The organism is Chitinophaga ginsengisegetis (genome assembly GCF_900168065.1).
GTDB classification, from domain to species: Bacteria; Bacteroidota; Bacteroidia; order Chitinophagales; family Chitinophagaceae; genus Chitinophaga; species Chitinophaga ginsengisegetis.
In genome coordinates, this window is sequence record NZ_FUZZ01000001.1 from 2,926,773 (window position 1) to 2,946,640 (window position 19,868).

At 40.4% G+C, this 19,868-nt stretch carries 16 protein-coding genes and 1 tRNA gene; 11 read left to right on the plus strand and 6 right to left on the minus strand.

Annotation, left to right across the window (positions count from 1 at the left end):
• Positions 1-53 precede the first annotated feature (53 nt).
• From B5Z18_RS11530 to B5Z18_RS11540, 3 genes are all read left to right on the plus strand, one after another.
• A complete protein-coding gene (locus tag B5Z18_RS11530) occupies positions 54-1,829 on the plus strand; it encodes an ABC transporter ATP-binding protein (RefSeq protein ID WP_079469487.1) in 1,776 nt (591 codons plus the stop codon).
• Positions 1,830-1,874: 45 nt separating this feature from the next.
• Positions 1,875-2,312, plus strand: coding sequence for a DUF983 domain-containing protein (locus B5Z18_RS11535; protein WP_079469488.1), 438 nt, complete (start codon positions 1,875-1,877; stop codon positions 2,310-2,312).
• 434 nt (positions 2,313-2,746) lie between these two features.
• Positions 2,747-3,220: a hypothetical protein gene (locus B5Z18_RS11540; protein WP_079469489.1), complete on the plus strand. Its 474-nt coding sequence runs from the start codon at positions 2,747-2,749 to the stop codon at positions 3,218-3,220.
• Positions 3,221-3,234: 14 nt separating this feature from the next.
• Here the strand turns inward: B5Z18_RS11540 and B5Z18_RS11545 are convergent, their stop codons facing one another.
• The 4 genes from B5Z18_RS11545 to B5Z18_RS11560 all read right to left on the minus strand — a co-directional run bounded on the left by B5Z18_RS11545 (position 3,235) and on the right by B5Z18_RS11560 (position 9,402).
• The gene (locus B5Z18_RS11545) at positions 3,235-5,691 is read right to left on the minus strand and encodes a TonB-dependent receptor (protein WP_079469490.1); all 2,457 of its coding nucleotides are present in this window, start codon (positions 5,689-5,691) and stop codon (positions 3,235-3,237) included.
• Between the two features lie 74 nt (positions 5,692-5,765).
• A complete protein-coding gene (locus B5Z18_RS11550; protein ID WP_079469491.1) occupies positions 5,766-6,122 on the minus strand; it encodes a hypothetical protein in 357 nt (118 codons plus the stop codon).
• Between the two features lie 43 nt (positions 6,123-6,165).
• Positions 6,166-7,749, minus strand: coding sequence for a DUF1501 domain-containing protein (locus B5Z18_RS11555; RefSeq protein WP_079469492.1), 1,584 nt, complete (start codon positions 7,747-7,749; stop codon positions 6,166-6,168).
• Between the two features lie 18 nt (positions 7,750-7,767).
• Positions 7,768-9,402: a DUF1800 domain-containing protein gene (locus B5Z18_RS11560; RefSeq protein ID WP_079469493.1), complete on the minus strand. Its 1,635-nt coding sequence runs from the start codon at positions 9,400-9,402 to the stop codon at positions 7,768-7,770.
• A 630-nt stretch (positions 9,403-10,032) separates the two neighbouring features.
• Here B5Z18_RS11560 and B5Z18_RS11565 point away from each other — a divergent pair.
• Positions 10,033-10,317, plus strand: coding sequence for a hypothetical protein (locus B5Z18_RS11565; RefSeq protein ID WP_079469494.1), 285 nt, complete (start codon positions 10,033-10,035; stop codon positions 10,315-10,317).
• Between the two features lie 57 nt (positions 10,318-10,374).
• On the opposite strand, the gene B5Z18_RS11570 is transcribed toward B5Z18_RS11565, so the two are convergent.
• Positions 10,375-11,553, minus strand: coding sequence for a thiolase family protein (locus B5Z18_RS11570; RefSeq protein WP_079469495.1), 1,179 nt, complete (start codon positions 11,551-11,553; stop codon positions 10,375-10,377).
• Between the two features lie 159 nt (positions 11,554-11,712).
• Between B5Z18_RS11570 and B5Z18_RS11575 the strand changes: the two genes are divergently transcribed.
• From B5Z18_RS11575 to B5Z18_RS11605, 7 genes are all read left to right on the plus strand, one after another.
• Positions 11,713-11,786 (plus strand) — tRNA-Lys (locus B5Z18_RS11575).
• Between the two features lie 202 nt (positions 11,787-11,988).
• Positions 11,989-12,234: an Arm DNA-binding domain-containing protein gene (locus B5Z18_RS11580; protein ID WP_079469496.1), complete on the plus strand. Its 246-nt coding sequence runs from the start codon at positions 11,989-11,991 to the stop codon at positions 12,232-12,234.
• Between the two features lie 6 nt (positions 12,235-12,240).
• Positions 12,241-12,744, plus strand: coding sequence for a phage integrase SAM-like domain-containing protein (locus B5Z18_RS11585; protein ID WP_159454275.1), 504 nt, complete (start codon positions 12,241-12,243; stop codon positions 12,742-12,744).
• A gap of 1 nt (position 12,745) precedes the next feature.
• On the plus strand, positions 12,746-13,171 hold the full coding sequence (locus tag B5Z18_RS11590) for a site-specific integrase (protein WP_079469498.1): 426 nt from the start codon (positions 12,746-12,748) through the stop codon (positions 13,169-13,171).
• A gap of 88 nt (positions 13,172-13,259) precedes the next feature.
• Positions 13,260-13,985 (plus strand): hypothetical protein, encoded by a 726-nt coding sequence (locus B5Z18_RS11595; protein WP_079469499.1) that lies wholly within the window; start codon positions 13,260-13,262, stop codon positions 13,983-13,985.
• 108 nt (positions 13,986-14,093) lie between these two features.
• Complete coding sequence (locus B5Z18_RS11600) at positions 14,094-15,212, plus strand: AAA family ATPase (protein WP_079469500.1); 1,119 nt, start codon at positions 14,094-14,096, stop codon at positions 15,210-15,212.
• 103 nt (positions 15,213-15,315) lie between these two features.
• On the plus strand, positions 15,316-16,002 hold the full coding sequence (locus B5Z18_RS11605) for a hypothetical protein (RefSeq protein WP_079469501.1): 687 nt from the start codon (positions 15,316-15,318) through the stop codon (positions 16,000-16,002).
• A 146-nt stretch (positions 16,003-16,148) separates the two neighbouring features.
• Here B5Z18_RS11605 and B5Z18_RS11610 read toward each other — a convergent pair whose 3' ends face one another.
• Positions 16,149-19,853 (minus strand): tetratricopeptide repeat protein, encoded by a 3,705-nt coding sequence (locus B5Z18_RS11610; RefSeq protein ID WP_079469502.1) that lies wholly within the window; start codon positions 19,851-19,853, stop codon positions 16,149-16,151.
• Positions 19,854-19,868: the final 15 nt, after the last annotated feature.

A 19,868-nucleotide genomic window follows, 5' to 3' on the forward strand; every position in this document is an offset into this window, starting at 1 on the left:
CCCCGGAATATGTGGCAACATGCAGTAACTTTGCACCTCAGGAAAACGGACATATGAAACTATTACTGCATTATTTGAAGAGATATAAATGGTTGGTCGTATTAGCAATGGCTCTGGCCAGTATTAACCAGCTTTTCTCACTGATGGACCCTATGATCTTCGGATGGATCATTGACAGGTTCGCTTCTCATCCAAAAACTTTTAAGGGTGGCACTATATTCCGGCCGGAGAACGAGTATCTCATGGGGGTACTGCTGCTGGTTGGCGCTGCGATAGGCGTAGCGATGGTATCCAGGATCGCCAAAGCGTTCCAGGACTATTTTGTGAACGTAATTGTTCAGAAATTTGGCGCGCAGGTGTATACAGATGGCCTTAAACACTCGCTCCGGCTGCCTTACCAGCAATTTGAAGACCAGCGCAGCGGTGAAACGCTGGCTATTCTCCAGAAAGTGCGGGTTGACTGTGAAAAATTCATCACCGCCTTTGTGAACGTGCTTTTTGTATCATTGATCGGTGTGTTGTTTGTGATGGTATATGCCACCACCGTACACTGGAGCCTTCCCTTTGTGTATCTTACCGGGTGTATTTTACTGACTATCCTGATGAGTTTACTGAGCAGGAAAATTAAGGTGATACAGAAGACGATCGTAAAAGAAACCACCGCACTGGCAGGATCTACTACAGAATCTCTCCGGAACATTGAGCTGGTAAAGAGTTTGGGCTTATCCAACCAGGAAATCAGGCGTTTAAACTCCACTACCATGAAGATCCTGCTGCTGGAACTGAAAAAAGTGCGGAGCATCCGCAGTATCAGTTTTGTGCAGGGTACCTTTGTGAACCTCATGCGCTCTGCCATCCTGTTCCTGCTGCTGTTTTACATTTACCGCGATGTAGTGAGCATCGGACAGCTGATGACCTTACAGCTGTATTCGTTCTTCATTTTCGGACCATTACAGGAGCTTGGTAACATTATCCTGAATTACCGCGAAGCGCAGGTGTCGCTGTTAAATTTCCAGAGCATCCTGAATACGCCGGTAGAGGAAATGCCCGCTAATCCTATCAAGGTAACGCATATCGATGAACTGCAGTTTAAACAGGTAGGGTTCAAGCACCTCACAGCAGCCACCAAAGCACTTGATAAAGTGAACTTCTCCGTAAATGTAGGGGAAACCATTGCTTTTGTAGGACCATCGGGTTCTGGTAAAACCACGCTGGTAAAGCTACTCGTAGGATTATACAAACCCAATGAAGGACATATCTACTACAATGGCATTGATGCCAACGAGGTGGATATGGAAGACCTGCGTCACCAGGTAGGTTTTGTTACACAGGATACCCAGCTTTTTTCGGGCACCATCCGTGAAAACCTGCTGTTTGTAAATCCCGGCGCCAGTGATGCGGATGTAATGGAAGCGCTGGATAAAGCGTCGTGCTATTCCTTACTGGCCAGGGCCGACAAAGGTCTTGAAACAGTGATTGGTGAAGGCGGTATTAAAATTTCCGGTGGGGAGAAACAACGTTTATCCATTGCCAGGGCGTTGCTCCGCAGGCCGCGCTTACTGGTATTTGATGAAGCTACATCTGCACTGGACTCAATTACAGAAGAAGAAATTACTAAAACCGTGCGCGAAGTAACGGCCAGCAAACAACATATTACCGTGATGATTGCACACCGTTTGAGCACTATTATGCATGCCGACCGTATTTACGTACTGGAAAAAGGCCAGATCGTGGAAATGGGCAGACATGCGGACCTGGTAGCTGAAAAAGGGCTTTACTACGCGATGTGGAGACAACAGATCGGCGAGCGTAAAACAGAAGCCGTGTAAGCCACCGCTTTCGGTTGCTAAAAAGTAATTGATTAATTTTATAAGATGAGTACACAGAAGCCCAGGCGCCCTAACTATTTTGTCAGCATGCTGACTATGAAATGTCCAAGATGCAGGAAAGGAGATATGTTCAGAGATCAGAATCCGTTTCATCTCAGGTTTTCAAAGATCTTCAACATGTATGATAACTGTCCTGTATGCGGACAAAAATATGAGTTGGAAACCGGCTTCTGGTTTGGAACAGGCTATGTGAGTTATGCTTTATCAGTAGCATTCAGTGTGTTTAACCTGATCTGGTTCTGGTTATTTTTTGGATTAACCTGGAGAGATAACAGCATTTTTATCTGGCTTGCCGTGAATGGCGTGCTGCTGGTATTGATACAACCATGGCTGATGCGGCTGTCGAGGGCCATTTATCTTTATTTCTTTGTGTATTATGATGAGGATACGGCGAAGCTGGAAAAGACCACACATCAACATTAAAAAATAACTGAAAAAATATGGGGCTGTAAAGACAGCCCCTTTCTTTTTCAACCAAAATCTGAACCAATGGTGGTCAGAAAAGTCTTAATTACAAAAACCAATTTTTGAAAACTGAGGGAACTGTTCCTCCTGGCAGGACATTCAATCTTACACTTACATAACTAACGATCCCCTAAACTACAAAATCTATCAATATTTCAATTAAATATTTACATCAATGGTAAAACCAGCGTGTATTTGTACTGTAAAAACGATTTTACTTATCAAGCCCGCCTGTACCGGGTTTACCACCGGTACAACAAATTTATATAAATTAGAAAATATTGTAACGTTATTACTATAAATAATATATAAGTAACATATATATATTAACCGCGGATCATGATCAGTTCCATAAAATTTAATAGCTTTATCTTTTCAAACAGCTATTCATCGTGCAAAGAACCTTATTACTGCTCCCTGTTTTAATACTGAGCTGCAAGCAGCCGGCCACCAAAACCCCGCAGGAAGCTGCTTCCGTTACCGAAACCCAGGCAGTACCAGTACCCTTTACCGTTATAAGCGGAAACATAAACAGCGACAGCGCCGTGTTTGAGGCAGCCGGTATTACTGCCGCCATCGCCAATTCGGGAACAGGCATGCAAACTATTCATATTACCCGGGAGGGCAAACGGCTGATCAACTATATGCGGGCAATTGATTCTACAGCTAAGGCTATACCGGTGCCTCAGCTGATTATAACGGGAACGGATACTGTGGTTGGATTGAGTACAGCACCCGCAGCCGCCCCGAACATCTTCTTCAAAATAAAAAACAACAAGGCAACCTATATCAAAACGGGAAACGCCTCAAAAGAAACGGCGCCTGATACCATAAAAAAAGCCCCTGCTGACGCAGGAGCCTTATAAAAGAAACATCCACACTATTTGAAATCAATCGGAATTGCAAGCTTCACGCTGAAATTCCGGCCAACGTTATATACGCCTGATCTGCCGGTTACTTCATTGATGGGCGCATATTTCAACCTGCTCAGGTGATTCTGGTAAGCCACATCTGTTAAGTTATTGACAGCGAAATGCAGAGAGAACAATGTTTTATTTTTCTTATTCACAAAATCACTGCCTAATCCCGCGTTAAACAAGGTATAACCGGGAGTAGCCGTTTCTGTTTCATAAGCAGAAAACACATCATTCTGCGCAAAGTTCAGATCCATTTGCACGCCGATGTAAGCATTCTGCAACGGACTTTTTCCTACCTTTTTAAATCTTCCTTTCAATTCAGACAACCAGTGTGCCGCCGGAATATTGGGCAGATATTTCGTAGAGTCGCTACCGTTACTGGTAGTGGCCCTTACATACGAGAATGTATTTTCAAAATGGAGCCAGTCGATCGGATGCGGGTGAATATCCACCATCAACTCTCCGCCGTACAGGTTGGCATCCGTTTGCTGGTATTTAAATGCGGCATATCCTTCATCATTATCCGTAGCAGGGATAGAGTCTGTACCGGCAGCATTGAACAGCTTACGGGAGAAAATGAAGTTATTGATATGATTGTAAAACAGGCTGGCCGACAATGAAACGTGCTGGGTGTTGAAATCCACGCCTGCATCCACCTGTGTACTTACTTCCGGTTTCAGCTCCTGGTTACCGTATTCATATTTGATGGTTCCTTCGTGCACGCCGTTAGCAGATAACTCTGCGATATTTGGCGCCCGGAAACCTCTTGCTGCATTGAGTTTCAGCACAACCTGCTCGCTGGCTTCGTAGCTGAGTCCTACACTACCGGATACATTGTTGAAGTTGCGTTTGAAGGCATCAAATTTTGAGTCGCCGGTATTGGCCGGCTTGCCATCTGCATCCAGGAACAATGATTTGGAGTTCATGGAGCGGTTATCAAAACGCAGCCCACCGCTTAGTGTGAGTTTGTTGAAGGTTTTGCTGGTTACTGCAAACGCGCCAAAGTCGAACAGATCGTATGCAGGGATCAGGAACTCTTCTCCTTTATTCTGATTGGTTTGCTGCATCCCGTTCACGCCTACGGTTGTTTGCCAGCCGTTCATTTCAGGCAGGTAATATTTCAGTGCGTAGTTGAAGGTTTGCAGGTGCAGGTACAATTCCGGTGTGGAAGGGTCCAGCACATTACCGAATTCGCGGCGTTGATTCAGCTGATAGCCCAGTGTAAGACCAATACGGCCACCATTATGCAGATACAGGCTGTTATCCCATACTATTTTCTGGTGATTGATCTGTTGTTTGGGGACCGTCATGCTGTACGATTTATTATCGCTGCTGGTGGCGGGTACTTCTTCTTCCGTGCCGTTGTTGTTGATCAGTTTCAGGAAATCGCCGTTGCTGTCGCGGTCACCTTCTACCAGCCCGAGGTGCTGATTAAAGGAGCTGAAGCTCAGGTGAGAGTATCCCCATTGTTTATTGATACCGATGTTAGCGCCAAAGTTGGTATTATTAAAGCGGGAGTTAAATACGTAGTCGTCGTATTTATTTTTGTAATCGTGCGCTTGTTTTTGTGTTACGAAAGCGCCCCAGCTAAAGCCGTTGTTATTACCGGCAATATCGGCGTGATAAGCCATCAGCCCATTGTTGGTTTGATAGTTGGCTTCCACGTTGCCTTTTATTTTTCCCAAAGGCAGTGGTGCAGGCGGAACAATGTTCACCACACCGGCCAATGCGTCTGAACCGTAAATGAGGGAGGCAGGGCCTTTCAGCACTTCTATCCTGCTTACATTATAGTCGTCGATTTCAATGCCGTGTTCATCGCCCCATTGCTGGCCTTCCTGGCGTACACCGTCGCCCACTACTACCACGCGGTTGTAGCCAAGTCCGCGGATAAAAGGTTTGGAGATAGCCGGACCGGTAGAGAGTTGTGTAACACCGGGCACTTTTGCAATGGCATCTATAATATTGGTAGAGATATTATCATCGAGATAGTCGCGGCGGATCACGCTGATGGGCGTAGGTGTTTTCCTGGCGGATGTTGCCAGGTTGGCGCCGGTGATCACGATTTCATTTTTTTCTATCAGTGTTTCCCCGAGTTCAAAATCCCGGGTGGTAGCGCCGGAAATAGCTACCGGAGCGCTGAATGCGGCATAACCGATGTAGTGTACATCTACCACATATTTTCCTTTTGGAAGATTTTTGATGATATAATTTCCCTGTGCATCTGCAGCAGCGCCTACGCGGAGATCCGGCAGGTAAACAGTGGCGCCGGGTAACGGTGTATGGGTTAATTTATCCACCACTTTACCGGTTAATGAGTTTGAGTATTCCCCTTCTTCGGGGTTAGTGCCGGCATAGGCGGCAGGTAATGCCAGTAACATTACACTCCAAAGCCCGAGTATAAATACACGCAAATAATGCATATCTGAAAAATATAGAATCAGTAATAAAGAATAAACAACGTGTACAGATGGTGCACGCTGCAATAAAAATGAAGTTATACCTGCTGTGCAGGCGGCGCTCTGGGGGTGAGGTTAAAATAAGGGACGTGCGTGGTTTCCGGCAACGTAAGCGGAGAAAATACCCAGATTACTTTTTGAACCGGCGCTATATATAAAGTAACAAATGACTCGTAAGGTTCTACACCTATCTGCAAAAAATCACAGTGCCGGTGATGTTCGGATATGGTGAGTCCATCGTGTTGATGAAGGACATCTGCCGTATCGTGGTGACCGGCAAATTCGTGTATAAATTCCCTCGGGATGGTATTTATAGAAAATACACCCAGGAGAATAATCGCTAATATTTTATGCAGATAGCTCTTGTACACGGAGGCAAAGGTAGCAAAATCCATCTATTTGCAACAGCGTTGCACGAATATTAATTAAATTATAAGGTCAGTTTACTTTGAGCATAGGTCTTACCTGTTGCACGGGGCCATTCTGGAAGCGGGCATAGTAAATACCATTGGGCAAACTATGCGCATCAAAAGTGAACGTATAGGTGCCGGGGGTATGTACTTTATTGACCGGTACGCTAACGAGGCGGCCGGTGGTATCAAAGATCTGTACCAATGTGTTGCCGCTGCCGGTGATATAGGTAATGGTGGTATAGTTTGAAAATGGATTTGGAGAGTTGGTAATCAGTTTCTTATCGTCTGTATTCAGGTCGGGCAAACCGGTAATGGTGCCACAGGCCACGCCACTGATGAGGGGCAGGCGCTGGTAGTCTTCCCGGAGAATAGTTTTCAGCACGGTTTGGTCCACGCAAAACCATTGCTCGAGAATAGATGCGTAGATAGAGCGGAAGTCGTACTGCATGGGGATATTATCAATTACGGAGGAAGCGTCCGGCAGTGCGGGAGAATTTCCGAGCACGCCCTGGTTCACATAATCTCCAAAAATGATAATGGGAGCGGCAGCGCCGTGATCCGTACCCATGCTGTAGTTTGATTTGATGCGGCGGCCGAATTCGGAGAAGGTCATGCCTACTACTCTGCGGGAAGCGTGCAATCCTTTCAGGTCGTCCATAAAAGCTTTGATGGCATCGGAAACACCTCCCAGCAGGTTAGCATGACCACCTTTGCTGGTATCGCCGCCTTCTGTTTGGTTGGCATGTGTATCAAAACCGCCGGTGCTCACCATATAGAGCTTTGTTTTCAGTCCGCCGGCTACCAGGCGGGCTACTATCTTCAGTTGCTCCGCGAGGCTGTTGTTGGCCGGGTAAGCGCCCTGTGCGGTCACTTTTTTCGCGGCAGCGGTAATAGCCTGTTCGTAGCTGTTGGTTTGTTTGGCGATGAGGCGGATATACTCCAGTTCTTTGCCCCATTTGGTATTGGGAACAGGATCCGTTACGCCATCGATCAGGTTATAGAAGTCCGTGGCGCTGGTGATGGCGATACCCATGCTGGCATTGGGTCCCTGGAAGGCGGGCGATACGATAGAACCTATCTGTACTGCCAGCGGATCTGGGTTCTCTGCATTGGGGTATCCATCCGGGAAACCGTCGTATTGCGTATCCAGGTAGCGGCCTGCCCAACCGGTAGTAAGCACCTCGTTGGAATTAGACCCGGTGAGCCAGATATCGGTAGCACGGAAATGCGAGAAGTTGGGTGAAGGGTATCCTACGCTTTGCACGATACTTACTTTTCCATCGTTATACAATTTCTGTATCCCTGTCATGGCAGGGTGCAGGCCCGATTTAATATAATTATCGAGGCGGAGTACTTTTCCCTCCTGGATAGCGATATTGGCGCGTGCGGCCTGGTATTTACCGTATACATCCAGTGGAATGACCATGTTAAGACCATCGTTACCGCCGGTCATTTGTATCATGACGAGTACATGATCATTGTCTGCCGAGGCGGTGCTTAATGCGTCCAGCATCGGAGATGAACCGAAGGCTTTAATAGAGAAGCCATTGATTAAAGTTGGCAGGATAGCAGCTGGCGCTGTATATTTCAGGAAGTCTCTTCTTTTCATAAAAAGGTTTTTCTGCTATCAGGATAATTGATATTCAGACAAGTCCATAATGTATTTATACAGGGCCTGGAGGCGGCTTTCCACATTATCTTTCAGGGTAGCATCTGTGGGCGATGCTTTCCATGCGTTCCAGGCTTGCGTCCAGTAGTAGTTGCTATCGGGGCTTTGGTCGCTCAGGAGGATTTTATTTTTCAGGAATCCCTTCACAGTATCGGAAACGCCTACACGATATAGGATATCCAGTGAGTCGTTGACCAGTGCTACCGGATCTTCCGGATGAGGAAGGCGGCTGGCAAAAGCGAGGGTATCAATACGGAGGCCGTTGAAACCGCCGCTGCTGACGAGGCCATCGCTGAAGCGGTTACGTTTGGGCAGCGTATCTGTATTGATCCACAGTTCATGAAACGAAGGCGCCTGGTAGTATGCGTCCCATCCTGCAACCAGCGGGGGATCGCCAAGGTTTTGCAACATGGAAGCGGCCCTGTCGTGAACTACAGCCCATGCTTTATATTGGTTGGTATAATCGGTAGGGATGGGGATGCCATATTCGCGGCAGATACCGATGCAGAAGTCGGCCGGACTTTTAATCAGGCAGGCCATGTTAAGCGGATCGAAGAAATGTTCGCTGGTAAACAGTGCGTTGAGCGTGACTTTAATATCATAGCCGCTGCTGCGGAAAATATCTGCCAGTGGTGTAATTACGTTTTGTTCTGTGGCTGCATCAATATCATAATACACAAAGAAGCGGTATAGTTTACGGCAGATAAATTTTGCGACTTCCGGTTGCAGGAAGATGATCGACAGGAGTTCGTCCAGCTCTTTAGCGCCATCCTGGCCTGTTTTTCCGGAGATTACTTTATTGAGATAGAATCCTGAAAATTCTTTATTGGTAAGATCGTGTTGCGTGGTATCAAATAAGCTGACGATGTTGGTTCTATCTACCCGGAAGCCGGTGAGTACGCGGGCGGTGGCTCTTACATCATCTTCTGTATAATGGGAATCGGGGCCTTTTCCTACTGTAAAAAGTTCGTGCAGTTCTCTTGCGTAGTTTTCATCGGCGGCGCCTTTGGAGTTGAGGTATCCGTTGAGATACACCAGCATGGCGGGATCCAGCGTTATTGCTTTGGTAAGGTCTTTAAAATTACCGAGAGCATGTTTACGCAGGGTGAGGTTATATTGGTAGATAAACCGGCTATCTCCTACCATGCCTGTTTCTGTAACGAAATGATTGTGCCAGAAGAGCACCATTTTTTCGTGTATGCTTGACTGTTGGTTAATCATTTGACCTGTCCACCATGCCTTATAGGAAGCGATCCTCTTCCTTTCCAGCATTTCATCACCTAGCGGGGCTTTTACCCATGTGGCACCGGGCGTAACGCCGGTGTCATCGATGCCGTAGTTGTTGACGGGAGGTGCAGGATCCGGTTGTGCGGTGAGCAAGGTATCTACCGCCTGCTGCATATTCAGGCTGTTGAAGGCATTGATGTTTGCGGGTGTAACCCCGAACAGGGTGCGTTTCAGCAGGTGAATGCGTTGTAGCGTGTCCCAGGCGCCGGTATACGGCGTTATGCCGGTGGCGGTACGGGCGATAGCGGTGGCAGTCCGCGGTTGCTGGCGGTCAGATGATAAGGTTAGGAATTGTCTGCGATCCATAAGGCGATATGGTTGATGGCTTAGGGGCCGATTATAGCGCCAAATTAACAAAAAGTTTAATCTAATTAAAAAGAAAGTGATATTATCTTAATAAGAAGTATCAAAATGATATTTTTCATATCATCTTGATACATAAATTATTATTTTAATAAATTCATACTCATATCACTATCAATTAGTTATAAAATAATTTATTTGTTTGCTGCGCTAAAAACGCCTACATTTGAAAAGTGTATATAGCCAAAAGAGAGCTGCCCGTTCCTCGAAAGAAAGACAGCTCCTTTGGTTTTTGTCTTACAACAAAAAGTTTTACGATGGATTTTTTTAGAGATCCGGCGATTGGCCATTTGTTACATCAATCAGTTTTCCCTCCCCTTCTTCTTCCTGCTTCTTCATCTGACTATTTTAACAGCTGTTAGTATCTACTATTAAAATGATTGCATCTCCACCACTTTTTTACCGGCATGCCGGTAACGGGTGTTTCATGTTCATAATGAAAATCTATTTATCAAAAATTCGCTGCTCATCTCAATTCAACACTATTAGGATCAGTGATTTATACATTATGATACAAATATAGTTAATAATTGTTACAGTGGCACATTTTTGTAACATTTTTAAAATTACCCAATGCTATTATATAATAAACGGGCTATCAAAATAATCCGTAAATCGCTAAAACTCACCCAACAGGAAATGGGCAATTTATTAGGTGTGTCGCGCGCCTGCTTTGTTACTTACGAAAATGGAAGATCAAAAGGAAAGCGCAATTTCTTTTTTGAGAGAATGCTGACGGAATTTGGTATTGATCTGCGACAGCCGGAGGATTTGCGTCGTATAGTATTTACAGATACGAGTAAAATTGCGCAGCCGGTATACCAGTATTTGAGTGAGCTGGAAATAGAAGAGGAATAAAAAAAGAAAGGAGCCAATGGCTCCTTTTTTAGTATAAAGGTGAGTTGACCGGTATTATCAGTTGATATTTTCAATGATACCTGCAATGCCTTGTCCGCCGCCAACACAGGCCGTGACAATGCCATATTTTTTATTCAGTCTTTTTAAATCGCCTAATATCTGCACCGTTAATTTTGCGCCGGTACATCCCAGCGGATGTCCTAATGCAATAGCGCCGCCATTGATATTTACGATATCCGGATTGATGCCCAGCTCGCGGATAACCGCGATAGACTGTGAAGCAAATGCCTCGTTCAATTCAACCAGGTCGATATCCTGCAGCGATTTTCCGGTACGCTGTAACACTTTTGGTATGGCAGCTACAGGTCCCACTCCCATGATACGGGGATGCACCCCTGCAGAAACACAACCTACCAAACGCCCGATAGGCTTCAGTCCCAGCTCATTCACCATCCGCTCGCTCATCACTACCACAAAGGCAGCGCCGTCGGAAGTTTGTGAAGAGTTGCCCGCTGTAACGGAACCACCGGCAGCGAAAACAGGTTTCAACTTTGCGAGTGCCTCCAGTGAAGTATCCGCACGTGGTCCTTCATCCGTATCCACGATATAGGAACGTTTCTGTTTCTTTCCCTTCTCATCTACATATACTTCTTCAACAGACACCGGGAGTATGCCCGGTTTGAAATAGCCGTTCTGAATAGCGTTCAACGCTTTCTGATGTGATTTATAAGAGAACTCATCCTGGTCCTGGCGGCTTACCTTGAATTCATTAGCCACTGCTTCAGCGGTGAGTCCCATGCCAATATAATAATCGGGATTGGTGCTGGCCACGGTGTAGTTGGGTACTGTTTTCCAACCTGCTACCGGCACCAGGCTCATACTTTCTGTACCGCCGGCAATAATACAATCGGCCATACCGGTTTGTATTTTGGCGGTGGCAATCGCAATTGTTTCCAGGCCGGAAGCGCAATAGCGGTTCACCGTCATTCCCGGTACATCAATGCCTAAAGCCCGTACAGAAATCATACGGCCAATCTGTAAACCCTGTTCTGCCTCCGGTACCGCATTTCCTACAATCAGATCATCTACCCGCTTAGGATCCAGCTGTGGCAAGGATTTCAGCAATCCGGTGATTACGTCTACAGCCAGATCATCTGGTCTGTAAAAGCGAAATCCGCCTCTTTTGGATTTTCCCACCGCAGTGCGGTATCCGGCTACTATGTACGCTTCTTGCATGAAAAAAAAATTTTATAATGAGCTAACGGTTAGATTATCAACATAATGGGTATTTATCCACATTTCGTCCTTATTATCAAATTTAATTAAATAAAGTACACAAATATTCAGAAGATCCGTTAAATTTGCGCTCACGTTTTTTAACAAAGACGGTGGAAAGACTCCCTAGCTCAGTTGGTTAGAGCTACTGACTCTTAATCAGTAGGTCCTGGGTTCGAGCCCCAGGGGGGTCACTTAACAAAGAAATTGCTCTATCAGATACAAGTCTGATAGGGCTTTTTTGTTTTTACCCTCTCCCATTTTATATGTTTTTCCAACTCTCTGGTGGAAAATCTGGTGGACTTACCCAAAATCTCTGGTGGACTTTTTACCACCTCTAACATTCTCACTTTTAATCTCTTACATATTTATCCTTTACTCCAAAAATTGAAAAACATGGAAAACAGAGTGGATATTTTGTTTTTTGCTAAACTCAAAAAGAAAAACAAGAAAAATCTTGCTCCTATTTATGCAAGACTTGTAGTAAACCATGACAGATATGAATTTTCAACAGGATTCTCTATTGATGAAAAACTCTGGAATGGCAAAGCTGTAAAGGTTTCAGGAGACAGCCAACAAGCTGTTTTAATTAATAACTATATCAATACAAAGAAGCTGGAAGTATTTAAGGCATACAATTAACTATTGTTGAATCAGCAACCTATAACACTTTCGAGCATAAAGAATAAGGTTTTTGGAATAAAGGAAGAAGCCAGTAAAACTCTCCTTCAACTGGTAGACTATCATAATACTCTCTTCAAAAGCAAGATTGACACTGATACAGCAATTACCGCCTATAACAAGTACAAGATAACCAGAAGAAGGTTGGTAGACTTTATGAATTATCAATACAAGAAGAAAGATTTTCCTCTGAATGACCTTACGCTGGAATTTGTTGCCAGTTTTGACCTTTACCTGAAAGTAGTTTTTAAAAACAGCCATAATACTGTGGTAAAGCACTGTAAGAACTTAAAAGCTATTATTAACCTGGGGATTCAATATCAGTGGTTAGAGCATAATCCTTTCCTAAGGCATAAAACACCTTACAAAGAGGGGAATAAGAGCATTCTAACCAAAGAAGAATTAGCTACACTGGAATCAAAGGTATTCACCATTCCCAGACTACAACTACACAGGATTAGCATTTTCTGATATGAAGCTGTTAACTAAAGCTGAAATACAAATTGGTATTGATGGCAACAGGTGGATTATCAAAAGAAGAATAAAAACTGATCAGAGATCCTCTATTCCCTTACTTCCCCAAGCCCTCAAAATACTAGATAAGTATAATTGGCAGATTAAACAGCATAATGAACCTGTTTTACCTGTATTATCCAACCAGAAACTAAATGGGTATCTTTCTGAAATTGCTGAACTATGTGGTATTACTAAGAAAATTACTACCCATGTTGGCAGAAGAACCTTTGCTATTACTGTAACATTGAGTAATGGGGTACCTATTGAAACAGTGAGTAAAATGTTAGGGCATACTAATTTAGCTACCACCCAAATTTATGCTAAAGTGGTGGATACTAAGATTAGTGAGGATATGGGGAAACTAAAGCAAAGGCTGCTTTGATGTATGATGGCCAGTCAAAAAGCCCTACTCTGAAAGAAATTGACTGGCCATTTTTCTTTATCTTCCATATTCTCTAATAGAAAACAATATGACCAATACCCATCCATTACAGTTTTTCAAAGATTTAGTGGAGAATCCTTTAGCTATTCTAAGGATAGAGAGGCAGTTTTTTGAGGAGGAGGAAGAGATTTCAATTGTGTTAGAAATGAATAAGGAAGAAGGTTACATAGTAATTGATGATTTTTTTGCAGATGGGGCAAATTCTTATAAGATTTTTTTTAAAGATCATATTCAGAGACTTTGCAAGGAGCAGGAAAGAGAGGTTCTAAATTCCTTAGATAGTTATGTGTTTCATGAGAAGGATATAAAAATTTCTCATGACTATTTGCAAAAGTGCCTTTTTGAAGTTAACCATCTGATTTCAATACAGGAAGGAAGAAACTGGCTTAATAAGTATCCTATAATTATTGATACAATTGCCTCCATTAAAAGTTATCTGCATTCCAAATATGGTTTGCCAGATGATACTATTTCCTTCTCTAAGAAGAAAAGTAATAATCCCAAAATACAGTGGCTGGGCAAAACCAATGTTTTAACTACTCTTTTTTATGATCTCCTAAATGGTCAAGATAAAGGAGAGCCTTATATTCATGCCAATAAGAAAGATGTAATGCAGTTTCTTATTGATAATTTCCTTGATAAAAATGGTGATGAACTAAGTGAAAGTACAGTTCAAAGCTATTTTGATAAGCAGGAAAAGAAAGCAAAAATTGGAGATAGGATTGAATTGCCCAATAAAAAGGTGATTAGATAAATCATTTACTGTATTGAGTTTCCCATACTTAATTAGTCCTGAAAGACCTTTTTAGGACTTTAGGACTTTTTGTATTGGAGAATCTTTGTGTCATAAAATTAAAAATTTATGAACAAAGAGAATCAAAATCAAATAATAGGCAGTCAGTCAGAGCAAATACCAGGACTAAGCACCGACTGTCCAATCAAGCAAAATGAAAAAATAGATTTAGAATCAAATTCAGAAAACCAAGATGACAGCCTTATAATGGAACTTCTTAATAAAGAAGTAATGAAAGGCTCTGAGCTTGCAACTTTCAGTGGAATGAGTGTTCCATACTTATGGGAAGGCTTGATCCCCCAATATGGAATCAGCTTTTTAACAGGTGCTAGTGATTGCAATAAAAGTACATTTTTAAGACAGTTTGCACTTTCCATTGCTAATGGAGATGAGGATTTTCTTGATATCCCACTTAACATTAGATATCAGAAAGTAATACTTGTCATTACAGAGGATTTAGCAGTGAATGTTGCTGCTTTGATGAATAAGCAACTACAAATATTTCCAGATAAAGCTATATTGGATAATATCACTTTTGTTTTCCCTGCTTCAAACATCATCAAGAGACTAGATGAATTACTTTCAAAGGAAAAAGTTGATTGTGTAATAGTTGATACTTGGACAGACACTTTCACTGGGGATTTAAATGCTTCAAATTCTGTAAGGGCTTCCCTCCACCCTTACAATGAGCTAGTAAAAAAATATGGCTGCTCAATCTTGGCCTTGCATCATGAAAAGAAGGGGTCAGAGGATAAAAACCCATCCAAGGATAATATGCTTGGTTCAATGGGCATTCAAGCATATGCAAGGGTTGTATTGCAGATGAAAAGAGACAATGGGAATAGCCAGAAAAGATTGTTGACTGCTGTTAAGGGCAACTATATTCAAGATTGTTTCAAGGATCAGTCTTTAGTTCTGGAAGTTGATGAACAGACTTTAATATTAACCAATACAACAGATATTTCCATTCCAGGAGCTCAAAAGAGTACTAGAATATACTCATCAGAGGAAAAGAAAATAATCACTGAAAAAATCCAGTCCTATATGGAAGAGGGCATCTCACAAAATCAGATGGTAAAAAGATTTGAGACAGAGGATCCAGAAAAAAGGTCCCCTAGTAAGGGAACTATAAATGCCATTGTAAAACAACTAAAAAATACAAATTCAGTCAGTCAATCAGTTTCCTAAAGATAAATGCTGACTGACTAGCCAATAGGTAGGTTTATCCTACCTTTTGGTGTTTTAAGTGACTTTGCTTATTTTAAACTGTCCAAAAATAGTCTTACTCCCTATGAATAGAGCAACAAAATGCATTTTGATCCTAACAAGTATTATACTGCTTGGTACACCATTTCTTGTTTTCTATATAAAATTTCGCAATTCCACCTTATCTAATAAAATTGAGGACTGGGGACATCTAGGTGAATATTTGAATGGGACATTGATGCCTCTCATAGCCTTAGCAGGGATTTTAATTACTCTACTTCTTGGAGCAATAGCTGAAAAAAGAAATCAGACAAATATTCTTTTGGAGCAACAGAAACAAAGGCCATTGATGCATGTAGGCTATTTTGATGGTGAAAATAGTATTGAATTATTTATGGAAAATAAAGGTATGGGGCCTTTGTTAATCAATAATTACTATCTAGTTAATAGGGAATCTGGTGAAATTAAGGATGGAATATTCAATTGTCTTCCTGCAATAACTACTGTTTTTGATAATTATACAGGCAATCTAAACAATGTAGTTTTATCCTCTAATGAGAAATATGAATTACTAGAATATTCAATTGAAGGTCTTGAAGAAACTCAGTATGATGGATTCAAAGAGGATAGGAGCCTACTAAGACAGGCTTTAGGGGCATACAAAATTGTAATAGAATATAGTGATGTTTACAATAAAAAAATGCCCAACTATGAAAGAGATTTAGTGTGGTTTAATAGGCATCAAGAAACAGAAGATAACATTATATTATAGAGTTCTGCATAAATATGCCTATGCTCTAACTGAAAAAATTAAATGAAATTAATCAAGGGATTGATGCTGTAAATAGCCCATGTTAGAAGTTAGGATTTATTTTACCCTTTAACATAGGCTATTGTACAGCTTTCTCCTACCTATATTCAGCTCAATGGATATAATTTATTGATTATATCTGTCAATTCATTTTGTTTTAAAGGGATAAGTCTGAATTTTAAATCAATCATTTTAAGGAGGATAAATTTATCTCTGGATTGGAGGTCACTATTGGAAAAATAAATATTTAATATCCAGGAAGTTGCCATAGAAATTCTATCTGCTAGCTGGGAATTAATGAATAAAAGTTTCAAGAAATCTGAAACAACACCAGCCTTTACAAATATATCTTTTTCATGTAAGAGGCTAGCAACAGCTCTTTTGGCAAAAGTTCCAATTTGGTAGCCATCAGCATCATAAGCATTAAATATTACATTTCCATTCACAGGAAGTGTACCATAGTTCAGCTTTATCATCTTTAAAATTTCTGTCTCCCATTCCTGATTTGAAATACCCTCATTATCTTTTAATGTGTTTAAAATACTTAGGAATGGGAACAAGCTGTTTGGTTCTAAAGAGCTAAATCTCCTAAAGTAAAAATCATCAGAACAAATTGAGCCCCCTAGCTCTCTTGCAAGTATTTGGCTCTCATTAAAGGAAATACCAAATATTTTATCTTGCTCTGTTTTTGCATTGAAATCATTAGTTAAACTGGGGATTAATACTTCAAAATTTTCATTGATAAAATCAAGTAAAGATTGGTAGTGATTGATTCTTTTTGTAACTAATTCAGGAGTAATTTTATTACTTATATACTCTCCATTTATTTTTTGTACAGTTATATACTCTCCATTTTTTATCGCTTTATTTAACTCTTCTAATTCTTCCATTATAACATTAACAGTACTTTGGGTAACTATCTTCTTGTTTTTTATTCCAATAATAAGGGAAGGATTATTTGTGTGCAGAATTGTTAATAATGAGGATAAGTCAAATATTACTGGAGAATAATTATCTAATACTTCTTTACATTTTTTATTTTCTTCTGATAATGGAGCAGATGTGAAACCAACATTTTGTGATACAAGTTCTTCCCAACATCTTATCACATTTTTACCAGTTAGTGAAGCAATAGATCCTAAAGTTAAATACCCTTGCTTATAATGATCATATAGATCATCTTGATTCTTATAGACATCATCAATAACTCTATGAAATGCCTTGACAGTATCCTCTTCAGGTTTAACTGTATATACTTTAAAGCTAGAATCATTAAATCTATTCTTTATTAAATCAATAGATTCATGTAAGGAATGAGTGTATTTGGATTTAATTTTAATTATGGTATAATAGTCAGATCCTACTTGCACTATATCATCTTTCTTTTTTTCAAGTAGTGCAATTGCTATATCCTCATTAATTCCAACTTCATTATAGAATCTGGGGGTATCTACAATAATAAACTCCTTTTTGTCATTACCATTTTCCAGTAAAACATGGCATCCCACTGATATTTCCTTTGGAAAATGATACTCTTCAGGGAGTGTTCTTTCATTCATAAGTATGGATATATATCCTTCATGTGCTTTTTTCTTATGAGTATTTGAATTTCTCGCATAGTATGCTATTTCAAATGCTTTTTCATAATCACCTGAATGAACATATAGGCTGGCTATAGTAAATTGTTTCTCAAGAGTTAAATTCTGTATGTCAAATATCAAATTCAAAGAATCTAGGCACTTGGTTTTATGACCAACCTTATAATTATACATTGCACATCTTATTCTCAATGTATTATTTGAATTATTACTAAGATAGTTTTCTAAATATGATATAGCAAGTTGAGTAGCCCCATTGTTGTCATATATATTACTAATACACTCAATTAAGAATTCATCTGCTTTTCCTTGCTCTATGTATAACTCAATTAAATGTAGAGCCTCTTTGTGTTGACCATCATTAATTAGACAGTAGATTAGCTTTTTAGAGAGTTCAGTATACTCATTTTTATTACAAATTGGATTGATAATTTCAATACAATTCTTAAAATCTTTTGCTTTAAGTGCTAGTTGAATTAGAGAATATCTTTCAGAAATTAAAGAAGTAGTGCTTAGTAAAATTTCTTTTGCACAGAGAAGAAATTTCTGGTAATCTTCCTTTCTATCTTGTATTAAAGATAGCCTGGCATTGTAATAGTTAAAAGTGAATTCATCACTAGAATTGTTTTCAATTTTTTTTAGTAGTTCTTCCAATTCTATAAATAGACCTGTTGTTATCAGATTTTCTGCCAAAGTATTGTAGTAGAAGTTCTTTTCCTCATTTATAAGAGTATCAACAGATATGGATTTAAGGAGTTTGTATGCTTCTTCCATTTTATCATTTATATGCAAAATAGATACCTCCATCATCATCAGCTCAAATGAATCTTTTTCATTTAAATCTAATTTCCTTGCCTCTTCTATAATGGAAAAAACCTTGTCAGATTGAAGGTTTACAACAATCAAATGTTTGTATGTTAGATACTCTTTTTTTATTTCTAGTGAATAATGAAAATCTTTTTCAGCATCAGCATACTTTCCTAACATCTTCTTTACAAGCCCTCTATTGGTAATTAAATACCAGTGAGATTCTAATAGTTCAGTTGACTTGTAAAAGTCAATTGCCTCATTAAAAAGCCCAAGAGTCTTAACCAGCCTATCTTTAACATCTCCATGTAACTGCTTCATTATTATAAGCTCTGGATTGGAGATAGACTTTAAAAGGCACACAGAAGCATAGGATCTTAAGGCATTAATTAAAATTGTATTTTCTCTACTCTTCTCCAGCAAGTCATTATAGATAACTAATGCTTCATCAAATCTATTTTCATTCTCTAACAGTTGAGCTAAGATTATTTGAATCTCAGTTTTTTCCAATAGCTCAGTTGAAATATTTGTTATTACTTCATCATAAGAGCAGTAGCCAGCATTTTTACATTTTATGAGAACTGTATAGGCATTAATATCTTTCTGGTTGATTACTATAGCCTTTTGAGCTGTTTTTTCAGCATTAGGGATGTCATTATTATATAGATGACCAATTGCAATCAGCCCCCATTTATTCTCTGGCTCAAAGCTGAAGGTTTCTAAACTAAGTAAATATTCTGATGCCAACTTAGCTTCTGCAAGCTCCAAATGGCACAAGGCAATGTTTAGGTGAATTTTATATTTATGTTCATCAGTAATGATCTGCCAGTTCTTATCTTTAAATAATTTTAATATTTTGATAGCAGAATTAAACTTGCCAGTTTCTCTTAAAACTTTTATCTCCTCAAGTTTAATTGATATGTCACTCAAGTTAGTAGTGTCACTATTCACTCTAGTCAAGAGAATATCAAGTTTGTTATTCATGTTTTTCTGGCCTTGTAGAAGATTGTCCATGCCAGAAAGTAGGCTCATATAATATCCTTCAATTGCCTCTTGAAGCAAGGTGTCAGAGATTGCAATAGCTGATTCTGAAAACTTTTGCTCATGTTCCCTCTTAATATCTTTGAGCCTTGTTACTGTATATTGCTGATCACTAGTATCTATTATCTTATGATGCTTTGTACACAGAACCAATATGTTTTCTGTTGAATTAATATAATCTTCTGACAGGCTGGAGTCATATCTTTTACCTAATTCATTCACAGCATTAATATGGCAATAATTGCCTACATAAACATTGTCATCAGTAAAAAGAATCTCCGTACAATCTGGGAATGCACATTGATTACCAGTTCTCACTAATAACTGTCTCATCACATCAACTTTAATACCTTTTCTTTTGGACATAACAACACAAACTTT

Coding starts and splice junctions, on each gene's coding strand:
- B5Z18_RS11530 (WP_079469487.1), top strand. CDS start 54: ATGAAACTATTACTGCATTATTTGAAGAGATATAAATGGTTGGTCGTA.
- B5Z18_RS11535 (WP_079469488.1), top strand. CDS start 1,875: ATGAGTACACAGAAGCCCAGGCGCCCTAACTATTTTGTCAGCATGCTG.
- B5Z18_RS11545 (WP_079469490.1), bottom strand. CDS start 5,691: ATGCATTATTTGCGTGTATTTATACTCGGGCTTTGGAGTGTAATGTTA.
- B5Z18_RS11550 (WP_079469491.1), bottom strand. CDS start 6,122: ATGGATTTTGCTACCTTTGCCTCCGTGTACAAGAGCTATCTGCATAAA.
- B5Z18_RS11555 (WP_079469492.1), bottom strand. CDS start 7,749: ATGAAAAGAAGAGACTTCCTGAAATATACAGCGCCAGCTGCTATCCTG.
- B5Z18_RS11560 (WP_079469493.1), bottom strand. CDS start 9,402: ATGGATCGCAGACAATTCCTAACCTTATCATCTGACCGCCAGCAACCG.
- B5Z18_RS11565 (WP_079469494.1), top strand. CDS start 10,033: ATGCTATTATATAATAAACGGGCTATCAAAATAATCCGTAAATCGCTA.
- B5Z18_RS11570 (WP_079469495.1), bottom strand. CDS start 11,553: ATGCAAGAAGCGTACATAGTAGCCGGATACCGCACTGCGGTGGGAAAA.
- B5Z18_RS11580 (WP_079469496.1), top strand. CDS start 11,989: ATGGAAAACAGAGTGGATATTTTGTTTTTTGCTAAACTCAAAAAGAAA.
- B5Z18_RS11590 (WP_079469498.1), top strand. CDS start 12,746: ATGAAGCTGTTAACTAAAGCTGAAATACAAATTGGTATTGATGGCAAC.
- B5Z18_RS11595 (WP_079469499.1), top strand. CDS start 13,260: ATGACCAATACCCATCCATTACAGTTTTTCAAAGATTTAGTGGAGAAT.
- B5Z18_RS11600 (WP_079469500.1), top strand. CDS start 14,094: ATGAACAAAGAGAATCAAAATCAAATAATAGGCAGTCAGTCAGAGCAA.
- B5Z18_RS11605 (WP_079469501.1), top strand. CDS start 15,316: ATGAATAGAGCAACAAAATGCATTTTGATCCTAACAAGTATTATACTG.
- B5Z18_RS11610 (WP_079469502.1), bottom strand. CDS start 19,853: ATGTCCAAAAGAAAAGGTATTAAAGTTGATGTGATGAGACAGTTATTA.